This is a genomic window from Mucilaginibacter lappiensis (genome assembly GCF_900155965.1).
Classification (GTDB): domain Bacteria; phylum Bacteroidota; class Bacteroidia; order Sphingobacteriales; family Sphingobacteriaceae; genus Mucilaginibacter; species Mucilaginibacter lappiensis.
Map to the genome: position 1 here is coordinate 141,567 of NZ_FTMG01000011.1, position 15,917 is coordinate 157,483.

The following is a 15,917-nucleotide window of genomic DNA, read 5'->3' on the forward strand; positions in this document are numbered from 1 at the left end:
ATAAGATTTCTCCTCGTTCCTCGTTCGAAATGACAGCAAGTTTATGTCTTCCCAACACCTGTGGTTGCAAACGAGCGCAAGGTTGTAGGGGAATCGCACTTACCCTCCACTTTTTATTTCTTAGCAGCAGGTTTTTTGGCTGCTTTCTTTACCTCTTTTTCCTTTTTCGGTTTTGCTTCAGCCTTAGGCTTAACTGGCTGAGCCACTTCTTTAACCGGAGCAGCAGCTTTCACCACTTTCACCACTTTTTTTACTTTGCTCTCCGTTTCAACAGGGGGAATTACCTTACCAATATAAATTTCCTTTTTTACAGGTTTAGGGCTTACCAGCGGTGTTTTGGCTGCCGATGTTTTTACATATTCGCCCCAGGTGAGATTATCCAGACCAGCTTTTTGTTTTTTGGCGCGATCAATGGCATAATCAGCAGCGGTTTCCACCACCCAGTCAAAATTTTCCTGACCCACGCTGGTTACTTCTGCATCGGGAGCGGGGTTGCAAAAATCAATAGCGTAAGGGATACCATCGCGAACAGCAAATTCAACGGTATTAAAATCGTAACCCAAATATTGGTTTAGTTTGATGACATAGTCTTTAACCGTGTCCAGTAATTTTTTGGACGCCGGGGCCTTGCCATGTTCATAACGCAGGTGATGCGGGTTGCGGGGCTCGTACTGCATAATGCGTACATATTTGCCGCCAATGCAGTAACAACGGAAATAATCGTCGAATACCACCTCTTCCTGCAGCATCATTACGTATTGTTTGGTTTGATCATATTTGTTAAAAAAATCATCCCGGTTTTGCAATTGGTAAACCTCTTTCCAGCCACCGCCGTCAAAAGGTTTCATGTAGGCCGGGAAACCTACATAGTTAAAAATGCCATCCCAATCTAAGGGATAAGCCAGGTTGCGGAATGATCTGTCGGTAGTATCATCAGGCAGTTCCTTGGAAGGTAGAATCACCGTTTTCGGTACGGGTACGCCCAGCTTTACGGCCAGGGCATTATTAAAAAACTTTTCGTCGGCACTCCACCAAAATGGATTGTTGATCACCGCGGTGCCGCAGATAGCAGCGTTTTTGAGAGCGGCCCGATAAAAGGGCACATCCTGTGATATCCGGTCTACAATCACCGCGTAATCCAATGGTTCGGCCTGTAAAACCTTATCTATGCGCACAAATTCTGCCGAGATATTTTTTTCGGCCTTTTGATTGATGCGATCAACAAATGCCTGTGGAAATGAATTTTCCTGTCCGAATAAGATGCCTATTTTTTTCATGGTAGTTGATGTTTTAAATCCTAAGTTCTAAGCTCTAAATACTAAAAGAGATTAAATTCTAATCCAAAAAGAGCAATATTATTTGTCCTGTAGTCCCAACGTCTCCAAGTCCCATAGTCTATTTAATCGTTGACAAATAATGCGGGAACATTTCGCGCCAGATGGGCCAGTCGTGTTTGGCAAAGGGGCGAATATCCAGCCAATGTTTAATGTTTTTTTGTTTTAAAATGCTTGATAACTGCAGGTTATATTCTTTACAGATGTCATACTCGGATGTTCCTAGAATGATGTTCATGTTCCATAGGTCCGGGGCATTATCGTCCGGTAAAAAATCAACAGGGTTGTTGTAAAATATATCATCATCATAAAAGCCGTCAGTAAACATTTTAATATCAAATGCGCCCCCCATGGTAAACAGGTTGCTTACTTTTTCGGGGTGCTTAAACGCGAAATTGGCGGCATGGTAGCCGCCAAAACTACAGCCAGCCATGGCTACTTTACCCACGCCGGTTTCGTGCATGGCCCAGGGCACCAGCTCATCAATAAGCATTTTATCGTACCAGGTATAGTTACGGGCACGATCGGCAGGGGAGATGCCTTTGTCGTACCAGCTGCGGTCGTCAATAGTGTCGGGACAATATATTTTTACGAGGCCCTGGTCAATAAACCATCTTACACTTTCTATCAGCCCAAAATCTTTATTCTGATAATAACGACCTTTGGTTGTGGGGAACAGGATCACGGGGTAACCGCGATCGCCAAACACCAGCATTTCCAGGTCGGCACTTAAATTTGGCGAATGCCAGCGGTGATATTTTTCGGTCAAAATAATAGATTTTTGGTTTCAGACGGTAAGTTAAGTGGTTTGATTGAAAAAGGCAACAGTCTGATAAATTAAAGGTTAGCCCAAAAAACGAAAAGTATTTTTACTTTTGCACCCTTAAAATTTAGATAAAGATGTATTGGGGCTGGGCTGAAACGGAAATGACGATCACTAAAAAAAATATCACTATAAATTCTGCATTGCTTAACCGAGAGGTTACCTGCACATTGGTTATGCCCGATGAGCAGGAGATTACCGAACCGCTGAATTTATTATTGTTGAACGACGGGCAGGAGTTCGAAAACCTGCAGTTACTGGCAACCCTGGAGCAATTATATAACACCAACCGTATAAAACCGGTACTGGTAGTAGCTATATATGCAGGCGAAGATCGTATACTGGAATATGGTGTAGCCGGCAAACCCGATTTTAAAAAGCGGGGCTCGAAGGCCGATATTTATACAGCATTTATAAAAACCGAATTGCTGCCGCAGCTTAAAGAACAAACCGGCATTAGTGATTTTGAAACCACGGCCTTTGCGGGCTTTTCCTTAGGTGGGCTATCGGCTTTTGATATTGCCTGGAACAACAGCGATGTATTTGATAAAACGGGCGTGTTTTCCGGATCGTTCTGGTGGCGGAGTAAGGATCTGGCTAAGGGCTATACCGATGCTGATCGTATCATACACTCCGTTATCAGGAACAGTGCCGACAAACCCGATCTAGAGTTCTGGCTACAAACCGGCACCAAAGATGAAACAACCGATCGTAATAAGAATGGAATTATCGATGCTATTGATGATACCATTGATTTGATCAAAGAACTAGAAAACAAAGGCTATACCCGCCCAACTGATATTCAATATGTAGAAATGGTTGGTGGTACCCATGACACAACTACCTGGGCCAAAGCTTTGCCTAAGTTCTTGACTTGGGCTTTTGGGCGGTAATTTACTGAGTTAAATATTTACAGGGAACATTAGGAGGGATATAATCAATCCCATACGCTTGTTTCATCAACAGCGAAACTATCTCAGCAACAACTTTTTCTTTCCGGTGCATTTGTGGCAACAGGCCCATCATGGCGTAACTGATGGGGTTTACCGCGGAGATAAAGGTTTCCCATTCATATCCCTTACCCCATATGAGGCCTTTCACGGTATGGCTTAAATCTGCCTTATTTCCCAATAAAAAATGCAGCATTTCTATCGAGTTATTCCCGTTTTGATTAACAGTATGAAAAATAGGGGTGTGCCCGCCAAAACCATGTTTATCCAGACCAGCCTTTGCGTTTACATCTGCACCATATTGAACCAGTAGTCTGGCGCACGCTACACTGTTGTATTCGGCACAAAAATGCAACAATGTAGACTCGGTTAGCTGGGTATAGGCATTATTGACCAAGCTATAAGTTTTGTTGACCACTAATACCGGGTCATTTTCCAGGCTGCGTTTTAACTTTTCAACGTCATCAGCTAAAACCGCCAACAGGGCATTATCTTCAAAATCAAGGCCTGCGTCAATAAAAGCCTGCACGCAATCTTTAAGCCGTGGTGTACGGGTATACATTTCCAGCAGAGTTATAAAAACCGGAACCTCATTATAAACGTCATTCGGGGTACCGCCTTCGTCAAAATAGCGGCGTATACCGGCAACGGAATGAATTTCCATATCATAAAGCAACTGCGTGTGGTTGGGCATGGTATATAGTGAAAATATAATTAAAGAGTTATACTTTAATCTACAGTTTTATGAAGGTTCAGGCTTTAATTGCTTACAATAATTGATGAAAAAAAATAGTCTTTGGTCTTTGTGTCAACACTATTTTTTAGTATGGTCGACATGCTGTACAATTTACTGCCGGCAATAAACATAAACATATAATACTTTATCTTTTTAGGATCGCTGCCTGCGCTGCTATAACTTGTTAAACCTTTCCATGTAGCACTTTTAAAATCTTCAAGGGTTACAGTGGGAAGGCTAATCTTTATACCCTCTTTAAGTTTGGCTGCAAATTCAGGTGTATCTTTAACCAGCGCCAGGGTTGCCGAATCAAGATTGGCAACTTCCTTAAAATCAACTACGGTAAGTACACAGGCTATGGAGGTGTCTTTATTGGTCGAAATATAAGAACCCCTGACCACTTCTCTGGGTTCGCTTGGAAATCTAACCGAAATGCGGTTATCGGCCTTGTGTGTTACCCAGCCATTTTGGGCATAAGCTATATTTACTACAAATGCAGTAGTAAATAGTAGTGATAGGAGTTTTTTCATGATGCTGATTTAAAGTTATGTAAATTTTAGTTAATCAATACTTTAAATTGTATCTGCATAACACCAATATGGTAATCAAATTGTATAAATCTTTCTCCTTTAGCCGATAAAGCTTTAAAATCTCATATATTAACCGTACCTTTGCGCCAAATTTATAGGGCATATTTCATGCAAAAAATAAGAAACATTGCGATCATCGCACACGTTGACCACGGTAAAACCACTTTGGTTGACAAAATTTTACACAGTTGCGCCATTTTTCGCGAAGGCCAAGAAACTGGTGAATTGATATTGGATAATAACGACCTGGAACGTGAACGTGGTATTACCATCGTATCAAAAAACGTTTCGGTAATGTATAAAGACGTTAAGATCAATATTATTGATACTCCTGGTCACGCCGACTTTGGCGGCGAGGTGGAACGCGTATTGAAAATGGCCGATGGTGTATTATTACTTTGTGATGCGTTTGAAGGCGCTATGCCTCAAACCCGCTTTGTAACCCAAAAGGCTTTGGCTTTAGGCTTAAAACCAATTGTGGTTGTAAACAAGGTTGATAAAGAAAACTGTCGCCCGGAAGAAGTTTACGAGCAAATCTTTGAATTATTCTTTAACCTTGAGGCAACTGAAGATCAACTGGATTTCCCGGTTATCTATGGTTCATCAAAACAAGGTTGGATGAGCACCGACTGGAAAGTACCTACCGATAATATTTTCCCGTTAATGGATGCTATCCTGGAAAACATTCCACCGGCTCCTATTGCCGAAGGTACATTACAAATGCAGATCACCTCGTTAGATTATTCATCTTTCGTAGGTCGTATCGCTATTGGTCGTGTTGCCCGTGGTACTATCAAAGAAAACATGCCGGTATCTTTGGTAAAACGTGATGGTACTATCCAAAAATCAAGAATAAAAGAACTGTATACCTTTGAGGGTTTGGGTAAAGTACGTGCTACAGAAGTAGCTTCTGGCGATATCTGTGCTGTAGTTGGTATTGAAGGTTTTGATATTGGCGATACCATTGCCGATTTTGAAAAACCAGAACAACTGGCTGTTATACATATTGATGAGCCTACTATGAACATGTTGTTCACCATCAATACTTCACCTTTCTTTGGTAAAGAAGGTAAATTCGTTACTTCCCGTCACTTACGTGACCGTTTATATAAAGAAATGGAAAAAAACCTGGCGCTTAAGGTTGTTGAAACCGAATCGCCTGATTCATACCTGGTGTATGGTCGTGGTATTCTCCATTTATCTGTATTGATCGAAACCATGCGTCGCGAAGGTTACGAATTACAGGTAGGTCAGCCGCAGGTAATTATTAAAGAAATTGACGGTGTTAAATGTGAGCCGGTTGAAACATTAATTGTTGATGTACCGGGTGATGTTGCAGGTAAAGTTATTGAGTTGGTAACACAACGCAAAGGCGACCTGTTGATCATGGAGCCTAAAGGCGACTTACAACACTTGGAGTTTGATATCCCTGCACGTGGTATTATCGGTTTACGTAACAACGTACTGACCGCTACCGGTGGCGAGGCTATCATGGCTCACCGCTTTAAAGCATACGAACCATGGAAAGGTACTATCCCGGGCCGTTTAAATGGTGTATTGGTATCTATGGATACTGGTAAAACCACTGCTTTCGCTATTGATAAATTGCAGGATCGTGGTCGTTTCCACATTGATCCGGGAGTTGATGTTTACGAAGGACAAGTTTTAGGCGAGCACATCCGCGATAACGATTTGGTAATTAACTTAACCAAAGGCAAGCAGTTAACCAACATGCGTGCATCTGGTAGCGATACCAACGTGCGTATAGCCCCTGCTATCAAATTCTCGTTAGAAGAATCAATGGAGTATATCCAGGCCGACGAATATATTGAGGTAACCCCACAAAGCATCCGTTTACGTAAAATATTCCTGAACGAAAACGAAAGAAGAATTAACGCTAAAAGGTTTACTAATCAATAATTGATAAACCTTTAATCTATACAAAAGCCTTCAGGATTTCCTGGAGGCTTTTTTTATTATATTTGAATATAAACTTTATTACATGAACAGATATATAACTTTATTAATTGTGGCCTTATGCTTGAGTGCCATGAGCATTTCTTTTACTTCCTGTAGCAAAAAAAATAATCCTAAACCAATGGTTGATAGTCTTAAAGTAGGCTTGCTGGCTTATTATCCTTTTAATAACAATGCTATTGATTCATCCGGAAAGGGTAATGATGGTGCCGTTAACAATATTACATCGGCATCAAACCGTTTTGGCAAAGCTAATACTGCTTATTATTTCAATGGAACTTCCAGCTATATCAGGATAAAAGATAACCCGGCATTACGGTTAAGCAGCACCGATTTTACGATCAATTACTGGGTTAATCTTGACGATTATATAGTTTACTCGGGCAGCGCGGTGCTGGCCAAGGCTAACGGCCCTTATCAAAATGGATGGAACACCTCTATCACTGGGTACGGTTCTGTAGGAGGTGAGGGCGGAGGACCAGGATTCGCGTTTTATAATGTGTCTGGTGGCGGCGATCCCTTTGCTGTCGGTCATAGTGTTATCTCCATTGGTCAATGGACAATGATCACCGTACAATATAGTAATCAGTTTAAGGCATTAGCCTTTTACATAAATGGTGTTGCGGATGCAGTGATAAGTAATATACCTACTCCAAATCCAGCCACTGCTGTTGATCTGTTTATTGGCAAAAATAGCTATGCTGATCCTAGCGGCAGCACCCCGGAATACTTTATAAAAGGTAAGCTTGATGATATCAGGATATATAATCGTGTAATATCTCCAGGGCAGATCAATAATTTGTTTAAATTAACGTATTGATGCGTATTATAATATAAGTAAATATTGTGAGGATCACCAAAAGGTGGTCCTTTTGCTTAATGTGGTTTTTGGATAGAATATGCATGAATGAAATAAATACATATTTAATATTAAAAATATATGAATTAAACATAATAGTTGTAGATTGCCATTCATAAAAACCTATAACAACACAATGACAACCTTCACAAAAAATCTTACACATGCTGTAATAGGCGTGCTGTTAACAGGCGCGCTCGCCTCATGCCAAAAAGGGAACGACAAAATTGTTGACCCGGCCTCAAAAAAAGTATCGGCTTCAAACAAAAGTGTAAATGGTATTACCGGCACCTCTATCGCTGTAGAAGTTGGCGCTGTTACTAAAAAAGGCAGCGGTACCATTGATCTGTTCGGCAGAAGCACTACCAACACCCTGTTACACAAAACTTGGACAAGCGCCGGCGGATGGACTGCCTGGGAAGACCTGGGCGGTAACATCGTTTCTGCTCCAACTGCTTCTTCAAGACAATCAAATGCTATCAATGTATTTGCACAAGGGCCAACCGGCCACCTGATGCAGATATATTATGTAGATGGCCAGGGCTGGTCGCCATGGATCGATCTGGGTGGTAATATCACATCCGCGCCATCATCTACGTCTCAAACAGCTAATGACCTTTCTGTTTTTGCAAAAGGTGCAAATAACGACCTGGTTGTGCTTACCTGGAATGCCGGACCAGGATGGGGCTCATGGGTAAGTTTGGGAGGTACCATTACTTCAGCTCCTGCTGCTGTATCCAGAAGCTCATCAACTATCAATGTTTATGCTAAAGGCAGCAATAACAACTTATTACAAATTTATTCAGTTTCGGGAAGCTGGTCATCATGGGTAGATCTGGGCGGTACCATTTCATCGGCACCTACCGCGATAACCCGCTCGGTTAATGACCTTAATGTTTATGCCAAAGGCACATCAAACACCCTGAAACAAATTTACTGGACAGCAAGTGCTGGCTGGTCGTCATGGATCGACCTGGGTGGCAGTATCACCTCTGCACCGGCTGCTAATGCAAGAGATGCTAATGATATTAACGTATTCGCATTAAACAATACCAGTCTGATGCAAATCTATTGGACCTCGGCCGGTGGCTGGGTTAACTGGTTCAACATGCCTCAATAAGGAATAAATTAACTGATCAATTATGGGGGCGGCGCTTTTACAGTGCCGCCTTTTTTTGTGTCCTCATTTTGCGCTGGTTTGTAACCACTAATATGAGGAAGCCTAAAATGCCAAAAAGTGGGTTAACATGTTTTATATGATTTACTACTAAAAATTAATTTAAATTATTGATTATCAATTATATATAATCATGTTAACCATAAAATGTGTAAACCATGTAAACCCACTTTTTACCATAACTTGCGCTTGTTTGTAACGAGTGCTTAATATGGGTGAGCGTTTATAACGCGAATTTGTTGCTGGCGTACATGCACTAACAGAGGGTCGGGGTGTTTTTATTTGCCCTTCAATTTCACAATAACACCATCAATAATGCTGTTGATATCCTCCGATAGTTTCAAAAAGTAAACGGCCGGTAAATAAAGCGCGGTGATAAAGGCGGTACGTACAATGGTATCAACGTAATAATTACCGATGTGCGGCAGTATCCATAACGACAGATAATAAACCAGCACACCTGTAACTAATGCCAGAAGGCATTTAAGGTCAAATGGTTGCATTTTAAATTTTATCCATATAAATATAAACCTGAACAGGTTAAATATAAAATAGGTTACTGCCGATGCGATAGCCGATCCGGTTATGCCATAAATGGGGATCAGGACTAAATTTAAAATAACAATAACGGGCACCAGCAACAGATTAAATAGTGCCTCGTATCTGAAATATTTTGATGTAGCCAATATCACCAGGTTAATGCCTGTGGCGGAGTCGATAAAATAACCCAGACCAACAAAAAATACGGCGTACTTACCAGCTTTAAAATCAGGTGGTAAAAACGCAAACACATTGTCAATACTGGCCCATATCAGCACAAAAAGGAATAGTGCGCTGATGATCTGGTTTACGCAGCTTTTCTTATAAACTGTGCTGATGTTTTTCAGGTCGTTTGTTTTCCATGATTCAGATACGATGGTGTAAGAAATGCTATACAATGAACGCGAGGGCAACGAAATGATGGTGCCAAAGCTAAATGCCAGTGCGTACACACCCGTGTGGGCAAGGTCCAGCTTTTTGGAGATGAGCAAGGTGTCAATATTCTGAATAATTAAAGGCGATGAACCGGTTAAAATGGTAAAAAAACAAATGCCAACCAGCTTATTGATCATGTCTTTATCCAGGAATTCAAAATTGGGCTTAAGCGAAAACTGCTTGTCTTTGATAAGCCTGGCCATGATCTGGAAGGTACCTATCACGTTGGCCACCAGCCAAAGTATCATGAAGAGATCAAAATTGATCAGTTTAAAATACGCCAGTAAAATGGGGACCAGTATAAAAATCCTCTTGGTAAATTCCCGCAGTATCAGGCCCGTAGTGATGTTATAAAGCATGCGGGCATACAGATCAAATACGTTGAAGAACAACGTGAAAAAGGTAAGTGGTAGCAAATACCAATAATATTGTTTAAATAAAACAGTTTTGGCATTCTTGCCTACAATTACATCTTTAAATACATACATGAACAGTAAAAGCAATACAGTACCCAACAAGGCTACCATGCACGCTAAAAATAAATAACCGTGATGTTGTTTTTCTTCACTGCGGAAGTAGGGGAAATATCTTGCCGTACCGTTGAATCCAAGTATAGCAAACTGTGCAAATAAGGCCGATAGAGATGCAAGTAATGTAATAAGACCTATTTGTGCAGTATCTCTCAATGCATAGGGCTGAAGGACACTTACTGTTAAAAAACCAATTAAAACGCCCAGGTACGAATAAATGGAACCTTTAATGGTTTGTTGCTTTATTATGCCCATTCAGTTTTTAGCGCTGTATTGTATGAAGTAAAATGATAATTTTGGAGCATTCCATGGCAAATATAAAATATAAAGTGTGTGTGTTAACGCTTACTTATGCAAATAGGTGGCAATTTCTGGAGCAGGTGTTAAAACGCGTGCTCTCTTTTGCCCCTGTTACACAGGTAGTGGTGGTGAATAATGCCGCGCTTTATAATGTAGAAGAATATGCCGGCCAATTGAACGATAGCCGTGTAAAGGTTTTAAACAATACCGAAAACCTGGGTTCGGCCGGTGGCTATAAACAGGCCCTCGAATATGCTTATCAGCAAACGAATGCCGATATGGTTTGGCTGTTGGATGATGATAATTTGCCCGATGTAAACGCACTGGATATCCTGCTGCACAACTGGGAGAAAATCGAAGGGGCCAATGATCAAAAAGCATTGTACTGCCTGCGCGAAGACAGGCCTCCCCATGTAAAAATAGCCCGGGGACAGGATCCCGGCAGATATTACCTGGTGCCCAATAATTTTATGGGTTTCAGCATATTCAACATTTTTAAAAATCGTTTATCCAAAGCACGTGATCAATTTTCGGGTTCTTCGGCATATCTGGCTAGGGCAACTATGCCTTATGTGCCTTACGGCGGCTTGCTCATGCACCGGGCCATGATCGAACTGATTGGGTTCCCTGACGAAAAGTTTTATTTATATGTAGATGATTCGGAATATACTTACCGCATCACCAAAAACGGTGGCACCATATGGCTGATACCGGCATGCAAGGTGGTGGATATTGATCAATCACAAGGCTTAACTTATCAGCCCAAAGCCTTTCATTCGCATTTGCTCGATCAGTGGAGCTTCCGTACCTATTACGCCGTCAGGAACCGGATGTATTTTTATTCCCGCAACGCGATGAGTTCCAGATTGATCTTCGGGATCAACAAAAACTTATACTTGGTCTATTTGTGGGTCATCAGCATATTGAGTTCCAAACGGAAAGAGTATCGTAAGTTTTTAACAGCCGTGAAGGATGGACTTAAAGGTAAAATGGGTAAGGCACAGCCTGGAAAATGGTGATAATATATAATGGGTAAGAAATAAGTTATTTGGCAGATCAAGTTCTCTCACCACGGGAGGGGCGCGATGGTTAGTGTTGTGGCAGGGAGGGGTTTCTGCGACATATATTACGAATAAACCCCTCCCTGCACCTCCCGTGGGGAGGGAATCGCACTGGGCCAGTGTTTTTATACTGATTTAGCGATTGCATAAAAACATGGCTAAATTTTTAATTAACTCAAAAATTTTACCTGCTTAAAAACATAAACATTAAAGTGATAGTTTTACATTCGTAAACTCATGCAGGAATCAATTATTGGCGGAAACTATAAAACCGCGTACGATCAGTTTTATCAAAAGCACGACGAAGCCTGGCGTATGCTCAGCGCCAAATACAAGGCGCAGCATATCATAGAGGTTTGCCGTGGATTAACCTTTACCAAAGTGCTGGAAGTAGGTGCGGGTGATGGCAGTATCCTCAAAATACTGTCGGATAATAACTTCGCGGCTGAATATCATGCCGTGGAAATATCAGGCAGCGGGGTGGAGTATATTCAGTCGCGCGGGATTAAAGATCTGAAATCGGCGCAGGTGTTTGATGGCTATAAGTTGCCTTTTGAGGATAACAGCTTCGATCTGATCATCCTGTCGCACGTGCTGGAACATGTGGAGCATGAACGACTACTGCTGCGCGAATTAAGGCGTGTAGGCAAACAATGCGTTATTGAAGTACCCCGTGATTATAAAACCGGGGTGGATGTCCGCATCAAACATTTTTTGGCTTACGGCCACATCAACGTCTATACGCCAACATCGCTGCGCTACCTGCTGCGTACCGAAGGTTTTGAGATCGAAAACGACCTTACATCCATGATTGAGCCCGAAGTAACCCGCTTTAACGCTTATATAAATCAGAAAAAAAACAAAAGCTTTGTAAAGGATCTGAAGATAGCTGCGGAGTTTACTGTGAAGCAAAGCCTGGGAAAAATTTTCGGAAAAAAAGTAACAGAACAATTTGCCAACGCTTATACCGTTTTGTGTAAGAAAACCAACCAGCAGCCCGAACTATTCTAATAGTATCAAGTAGTTAGTATCAAGTATCACGACAGCTACAGAAGACGGAGCTCTTAGTTTTAAAAAGTCTTGATACTAGCTACTTGATACCGCCCATCAATACCCAACAAAAAAATAACTATGCAGCAACTTGCTCCTATAGCCTTATTTGTTTATAACCGGCCCGATCATACGCGCCGTACATTGATCCATTTGCAAAAAAATGTATTGGCAGATGAATCCAGGTTATATATTTTTTGTGATGCCGCCAAAACCGATGCCGACCGCGACAAAGTGGAGCAGGTAAGGCAGATAGCCCGTGAAACTACCGGTTTTAAATCGGTAAAAGTTATTGAGCGCGACCATAACCTGGGCCTTGCCGAATCCATCATCAGCGGGGTAACCCAACTGGTATATGAGTATGGCAAGGTGATTGTTTTTGAGGATGATCTGCTGTCGTCGCCCTATACACTTGAATATTTTAACGAAGCGCTAACCTATTATGCCAACCAGGAAAAGGTGATGCATATAGGCGCCTACATGTATAACCTGAAGGATAAGGACCTGCCCGAATCCTTCTTTTACCGCGCGGCCAGCAGCTGGGGCTGGGCAACCTGGGCACGTGCCTGGAACCATTTTGAACCGGACATTGACAAGCTGATAGCCCAGTTTGATACGCTCAGCATTATCCGTTTTTCGATAGAAGGGAAGATGAATTTTTGGCGTCAGATACAGGAATTTAAAGCCGGGAAAAACAACTCCTGGGCCATCCGCTGGTATGCCTCCATCTTTTTAAAAGGAGGTCTTACGCTTAACCCTTCGCGTTCACTCATCAACAACATCGGGCACGACGGTACCGGCGTACACTCCAACCGCGAAAACATGTACGATGTGCATATCTCGCAGCAGCCTGTCAAAAAATTCCCTAATGTGATTGAAGAAAATGAAAAAGCCTACCAGGCCATCAAACATTTCCTGGCGCATCGCAAGGGTAATCTGTTTAAACGGATGGTTAGGTTTGTGAAGCAAAGGGTAGGGTAAGCCCCCGCAAATTTGTCATCTCGAACGAGGTACGAGGAGAGATCTTTTACAATTGGCTTATACCACGTATAAGATTTCTCCTCGTACCTCGTTCGAAATGACATAAAGGAATTGCCTCTCCCCAATTTTTTTCCCGTCAAAAAAATCCGTATATTTGTATATACCACGGCCCGGTTATCCGATCAAAAAGGATAACCGGGCTGTTTTATTAAAGGAAAAAAGGGAACAAAAACCAACCGTTTGGTATGTTTTATTTGACAATCAATAAATTAATACTTTTTAAAGTTTTTAAAACACGCTAAAACCGCGTTAAAATTTGTTAAAAAGTGTTAAAATGGGGTATTTTGAATCAATTTTTGACTGTTTTTACCCTGCTTTTGAACAGAAAAGTGTTAAAATTTAAGGTTTAAAAAGTTTTTACGAGACTGATTGAAATTGAATTGTTAAAAAGCGGGTCGCCGAATATTCAGCAAAAACAAAACGGGTTTTTAGGACTGACCGGTATTTAGGTTCGGCCGAATAAATGTATTTTTGGAGCATGTTAAAAGTAGTGCATTTGAACACCTATGATGGCAATGGCGGCGCGGGTCGGGCCTGTATGCGCCTTAACCGGGCATTGCTCAGTCAAAATGTCGATTCAAAGGTCATCGTTCACTATAAGTTTGGGAAAAACCCGCAGATAGGCACTTTTAACACCAATCCTTTACAGAAAGCCTATACTGCCGCTACCATTGTTCTGGAACGAATACTGGCCAAAAGGTACCTGACACCTTTATCGCGCACCCCTTTTTCATTTACCTGGTTCGGACGGTCGGTTATCCGCCATCCCGAGGTGAAAAATGCCGATATTATACACCTGCATTGGGTAAATCACGGTTTCCTGGATCCGAAACATATAGCCGAGATAGCCAAACTGAACAAACCCGTGATATGGACCTTTCATGACAGTAATGCCTTTACCGGCGGCTGCCATGTACGCTATGCTTGTGACCATTATATGCGGGAATGCGGTAATTGTCCGCTGCTGATTCATACCGGGGATAACGATATATCACACCAAATATGGCAGCAAAAGCATAAGGCATATGATATGCTCAACTTTACCATTGCCGCTCCAAGTACCTGGATGAAGGCATCGATAAAAAACAGCAGTTTGATGCAGGGTAAGGCGGTAAACCATATCCCCAATACTCTGGAAACCGATATTTTTAAACCCGCTGATAAAAAACAGGCCAAACAAAAAGCCGGACTACCTGCGGATAAGTTTATTTTCCTGAGTGGATTTATGCCGTCCCGAAAAGACTTGCATAAGGGAACCCAATACTTACTGGATAGCCTGGAACTGCTAAAACAGCGTTTAGGCGCAGATGCAAACAAAGTAGAGCTGGTGATATTTGGAAACCGCGGAACAGAAGGTGTGCCCGATTTCCCTTTCAAAACCAGTTTTTTAGGTACTATCAATAATGATGAACAACTGGCCCAATACTATGCTGCTGCCGATGCTTTCCTGATTCCATCACTGGAGGATAATCTGCCTTATACGGTAATGGAGAGCCTGTCCTGCGGAACGCCTGTAATAGCCTTTACAACAGGTGGCATACCAGATATGGTACGGCATGAACACAACGGCTACCTGGCCGCTTATAAGTCGGCAGAGAGCTTTACAGATGGTATGGAATGGATCATTAAGCATCCTGATCAGGAGCTGATACAACAACAGGCTAGGCAAACGATCATGGATACTTTTTCAGAAAAAGTTATTGCTCAAAAGCATATCAGCCTTTATGAAAGCCTGCTAAAAAAGGAGGGTGCTGATGTTTGAGCCTAAGTTAAGCGTGATCACCATTGTCTATAATAATGTACGTGATATTGAGCGTACTATGCTTTCGGTTTTAGGGCAAACGTATTCTCCTATCGAATATATTATAGTCGATGGCTTATCAACTGATGGTACGCTGGAGGTGATTAATACATACCAGGATCGCATCAGTAAATTGATCAGCGAAAAGGATAAGGGCATCTATGACGCCATGAACAAAGGTTTGGCTGTAGCTACAGGTGATTATGTGATCTTTATGAACTCTGGCGACGAATTTTATGACAAAGATACCGTAGCAGCAGTTTTTGCCTCGGCTGATGAGGCCGACATCTATTATGGCGAAACAGAGATGATAGATGATAACAGCCAAAGTTTGGGGCAACGCCGCCATCGGGCTCCAGCTACATTTACCTGGCGTAGTTTTAAATATGGTATGAGCATTAGTCACCAGGCTATATATATCAGGCGAAGTTTAACAGAACCTTACGATAACATGTATCAGCTCAGCGCCGATATCGACTGGATCATCCGAGCCGCCAAAAAGACTAAAAAAATAGTGAATGTGAACAGGTACGTAGCCAGATACCTGGTAGGAGGAATGTCGAAAAAAAGGCACCGCCAAAGCCTGCAGGAGCGTTTTAATATTATGAAACGATACTACGGATTGATCCCGACTGTATTCTATCATTTTGTAATAGCCTTTAACCTGGGCTGGTATTGGCTCAAAAATAAACGTACTAACGACTAGCGGCCTT

At 41.9% G+C, this 15,917-nt stretch carries 14 protein-coding genes; 9 read left to right on the top strand and 5 right to left on the bottom strand.

Features of this window, described 5'->3' with window-relative positions:
• Nucleotides 1-113 precede the first annotated feature (113 nt).
• Nucleotides 114-1,277 carry an ATP-grasp domain-containing protein gene (locus BW976_RS19585; RefSeq protein WP_076375590.1) on the bottom strand — a complete coding sequence of 388 codons (1,164 nt, stop codon included), beginning with the start codon at nucleotides 1,275-1,277 and terminating at the stop codon, nucleotides 114-116.
• Between the two features lie 118 nt (nucleotides 1,278-1,395).
• Nucleotides 1,396-2,103: an esterase family protein gene (locus tag BW976_RS19590; RefSeq protein WP_076375592.1), complete on the bottom strand. Its 708-nt coding sequence runs from the start codon at nucleotides 2,101-2,103 to the stop codon at nucleotides 1,396-1,398.
• A gap of 158 nt (nucleotides 2,104-2,261) precedes the next feature.
• On the opposite strand from BW976_RS19590, the gene BW976_RS19595 reads away from it, so the two are divergent.
• Complete coding sequence (locus BW976_RS19595) at nucleotides 2,262-3,050, top strand: alpha/beta hydrolase (protein ID WP_245834746.1); 789 nt, start codon at nucleotides 2,262-2,264, stop codon at nucleotides 3,048-3,050.
• Between the two features lies 1 nt (nucleotide 3,051).
• Here BW976_RS19595 and BW976_RS19600 read toward each other — a convergent pair whose 3' ends face one another.
• A complete protein-coding gene (locus BW976_RS19600; protein ID WP_076375596.1) occupies nucleotides 3,052-3,801 on the bottom strand; it encodes an ankyrin repeat domain-containing protein in 750 nt (249 codons plus the stop codon).
• Nucleotides 3,802-3,866: 65 nt separating this feature from the next.
• The gene (locus BW976_RS19605; RefSeq protein ID WP_076375598.1) at nucleotides 3,867-4,373 is read right to left on the bottom strand and encodes a hypothetical protein; all 507 of its coding nucleotides are present in this window, start codon (nucleotides 4,371-4,373) and stop codon (nucleotides 3,867-3,869) included.
• 168 nt (nucleotides 4,374-4,541) lie between these two features.
• Here BW976_RS19605 and typA point away from each other — a divergent pair, with 168 nt between their 5' ends.
• From typA to BW976_RS19620, 3 genes are all read left to right on the top strand, one after another.
• Nucleotides 4,542-6,353, top strand: a complete 1,812-nt coding sequence (gene typA / locus BW976_RS19610) for a translational GTPase TypA (RefSeq protein WP_076375600.1) — start codon at nucleotides 4,542-4,544, stop codon at nucleotides 6,351-6,353.
• Between the two features lie 82 nt (nucleotides 6,354-6,435).
• Nucleotides 6,436-7,230, top strand: a complete 795-nt coding sequence (locus BW976_RS19615; RefSeq protein WP_076375602.1) for a LamG domain-containing protein — start codon at nucleotides 6,436-6,438, stop codon at nucleotides 7,228-7,230.
• A gap of 175 nt (nucleotides 7,231-7,405) precedes the next feature.
• A complete protein-coding gene (locus BW976_RS19620) occupies nucleotides 7,406-8,389 on the top strand; it encodes a DUF8189 domain-containing protein (protein ID WP_076375604.1) in 984 nt (327 codons plus the stop codon).
• 335 nt (nucleotides 8,390-8,724) lie between these two features.
• Here the strand turns inward: BW976_RS19620 and BW976_RS19625 are convergent, their stop codons facing one another.
• A complete protein-coding gene (locus BW976_RS19625) occupies nucleotides 8,725-10,206 on the bottom strand; it encodes a lipopolysaccharide biosynthesis protein (protein ID WP_076375606.1) in 1,482 nt (493 codons plus the stop codon).
• Nucleotides 10,207-10,259: 53 nt separating this feature from the next.
• On the opposite strand from BW976_RS19625, the gene BW976_RS19630 reads away from it, so the two are divergent.
• The 5 genes from BW976_RS19630 to BW976_RS19650 all read left to right on the top strand — a co-directional run bounded on the left by BW976_RS19630 (nucleotide 10,260) and on the right by BW976_RS19650 (nucleotide 15,910).
• Entirely contained in the window at nucleotides 10,260-11,270 is a 1,011-nt protein-coding gene (locus tag BW976_RS19630; RefSeq protein WP_076375744.1) for a glycosyltransferase, read from the top strand.
• A gap of 279 nt (nucleotides 11,271-11,549) precedes the next feature.
• On the top strand, nucleotides 11,550-12,323 hold the full coding sequence (locus BW976_RS19635) for a class I SAM-dependent methyltransferase (RefSeq protein WP_076375608.1): 774 nt from the start codon (nucleotides 11,550-11,552) through the stop codon (nucleotides 12,321-12,323).
• Nucleotides 12,324-12,443: 120 nt separating this feature from the next.
• Nucleotides 12,444-13,343 carry a glycosyltransferase family protein gene (locus tag BW976_RS19640; protein ID WP_076375610.1) on the top strand — a complete coding sequence of 300 codons (900 nt, stop codon included), beginning with the start codon at nucleotides 12,444-12,446 and terminating at the stop codon, nucleotides 13,341-13,343.
• 538 nt (nucleotides 13,344-13,881) lie between these two features.
• Nucleotides 13,882-15,165, top strand: coding sequence for a glycosyltransferase (locus BW976_RS19645; RefSeq protein ID WP_175614143.1), 1,284 nt, complete (start codon nucleotides 13,882-13,884; stop codon nucleotides 15,163-15,165).
• Nucleotides 15,158-15,910: a glycosyltransferase family 2 protein gene (locus BW976_RS19650; protein WP_076375614.1), complete on the top strand. Its 753-nt coding sequence runs from the start codon at nucleotides 15,158-15,160 to the stop codon at nucleotides 15,908-15,910. The genes BW976_RS19645 and BW976_RS19650 overlap by 8 nt, the downstream gene beginning before the upstream one ends.
• Nucleotides 15,911-15,917: the final 7 nt, after the last annotated feature.

Bases quoted from the DNA above. Each gene is read 5' to 3' on its own strand.
- BW976_RS19595 (WP_245834746.1), top strand. From the start codon at position 2,262: ATGACGATCACTAAAAAAAATATCACTATAAATTCTGCATTGCTTAAC.
- BW976_RS19645 (WP_175614143.1), top strand. From the start codon at position 13,882: ATGTTAAAAGTAGTGCATTTGAACACCTATGATGGCAATGGCGGCGCG.
- BW976_RS19620 (WP_076375604.1), top strand. From the start codon at position 7,406: ATGACAACCTTCACAAAAAATCTTACACATGCTGTAATAGGCGTGCTG.
- BW976_RS19600 (WP_076375596.1), bottom strand. From the start codon at position 3,801: ATGCCCAACCACACGCAGTTGCTTTATGATATGGAAATTCATTCCGTT.
- BW976_RS19630 (WP_076375744.1), top strand. From the start codon at position 10,260: ATGGCAAATATAAAATATAAAGTGTGTGTGTTAACGCTTACTTATGCA.
- BW976_RS19650 (WP_076375614.1), top strand. From the start codon at position 15,158: ATGTTTGAGCCTAAGTTAAGCGTGATCACCATTGTCTATAATAATGTA.
- typA (WP_076375600.1), top strand. From the start codon at position 4,542: ATGCAAAAAATAAGAAACATTGCGATCATCGCACACGTTGACCACGGT.
- BW976_RS19615 (WP_076375602.1), top strand. From the start codon at position 6,436: ATGAACAGATATATAACTTTATTAATTGTGGCCTTATGCTTGAGTGCC.
- BW976_RS19605 (WP_076375598.1), bottom strand. From the start codon at position 4,373: ATGAAAAAACTCCTATCACTACTATTTACTACTGCATTTGTAGTAAAT.
- BW976_RS19640 (WP_076375610.1), top strand. From the start codon at position 12,444: ATGCAGCAACTTGCTCCTATAGCCTTATTTGTTTATAACCGGCCCGAT.
- BW976_RS19635 (WP_076375608.1), top strand. From the start codon at position 11,550: ATGCAGGAATCAATTATTGGCGGAAACTATAAAACCGCGTACGATCAG.
- BW976_RS19625 (WP_076375606.1), bottom strand. From the start codon at position 10,206: ATGGGCATAATAAAGCAACAAACCATTAAAGGTTCCATTTATTCGTAC.
- BW976_RS19585 (WP_076375590.1), bottom strand. From the start codon at position 1,277: ATGAAAAAAATAGGCATCTTATTCGGACAGGAAAATTCATTTCCACAG.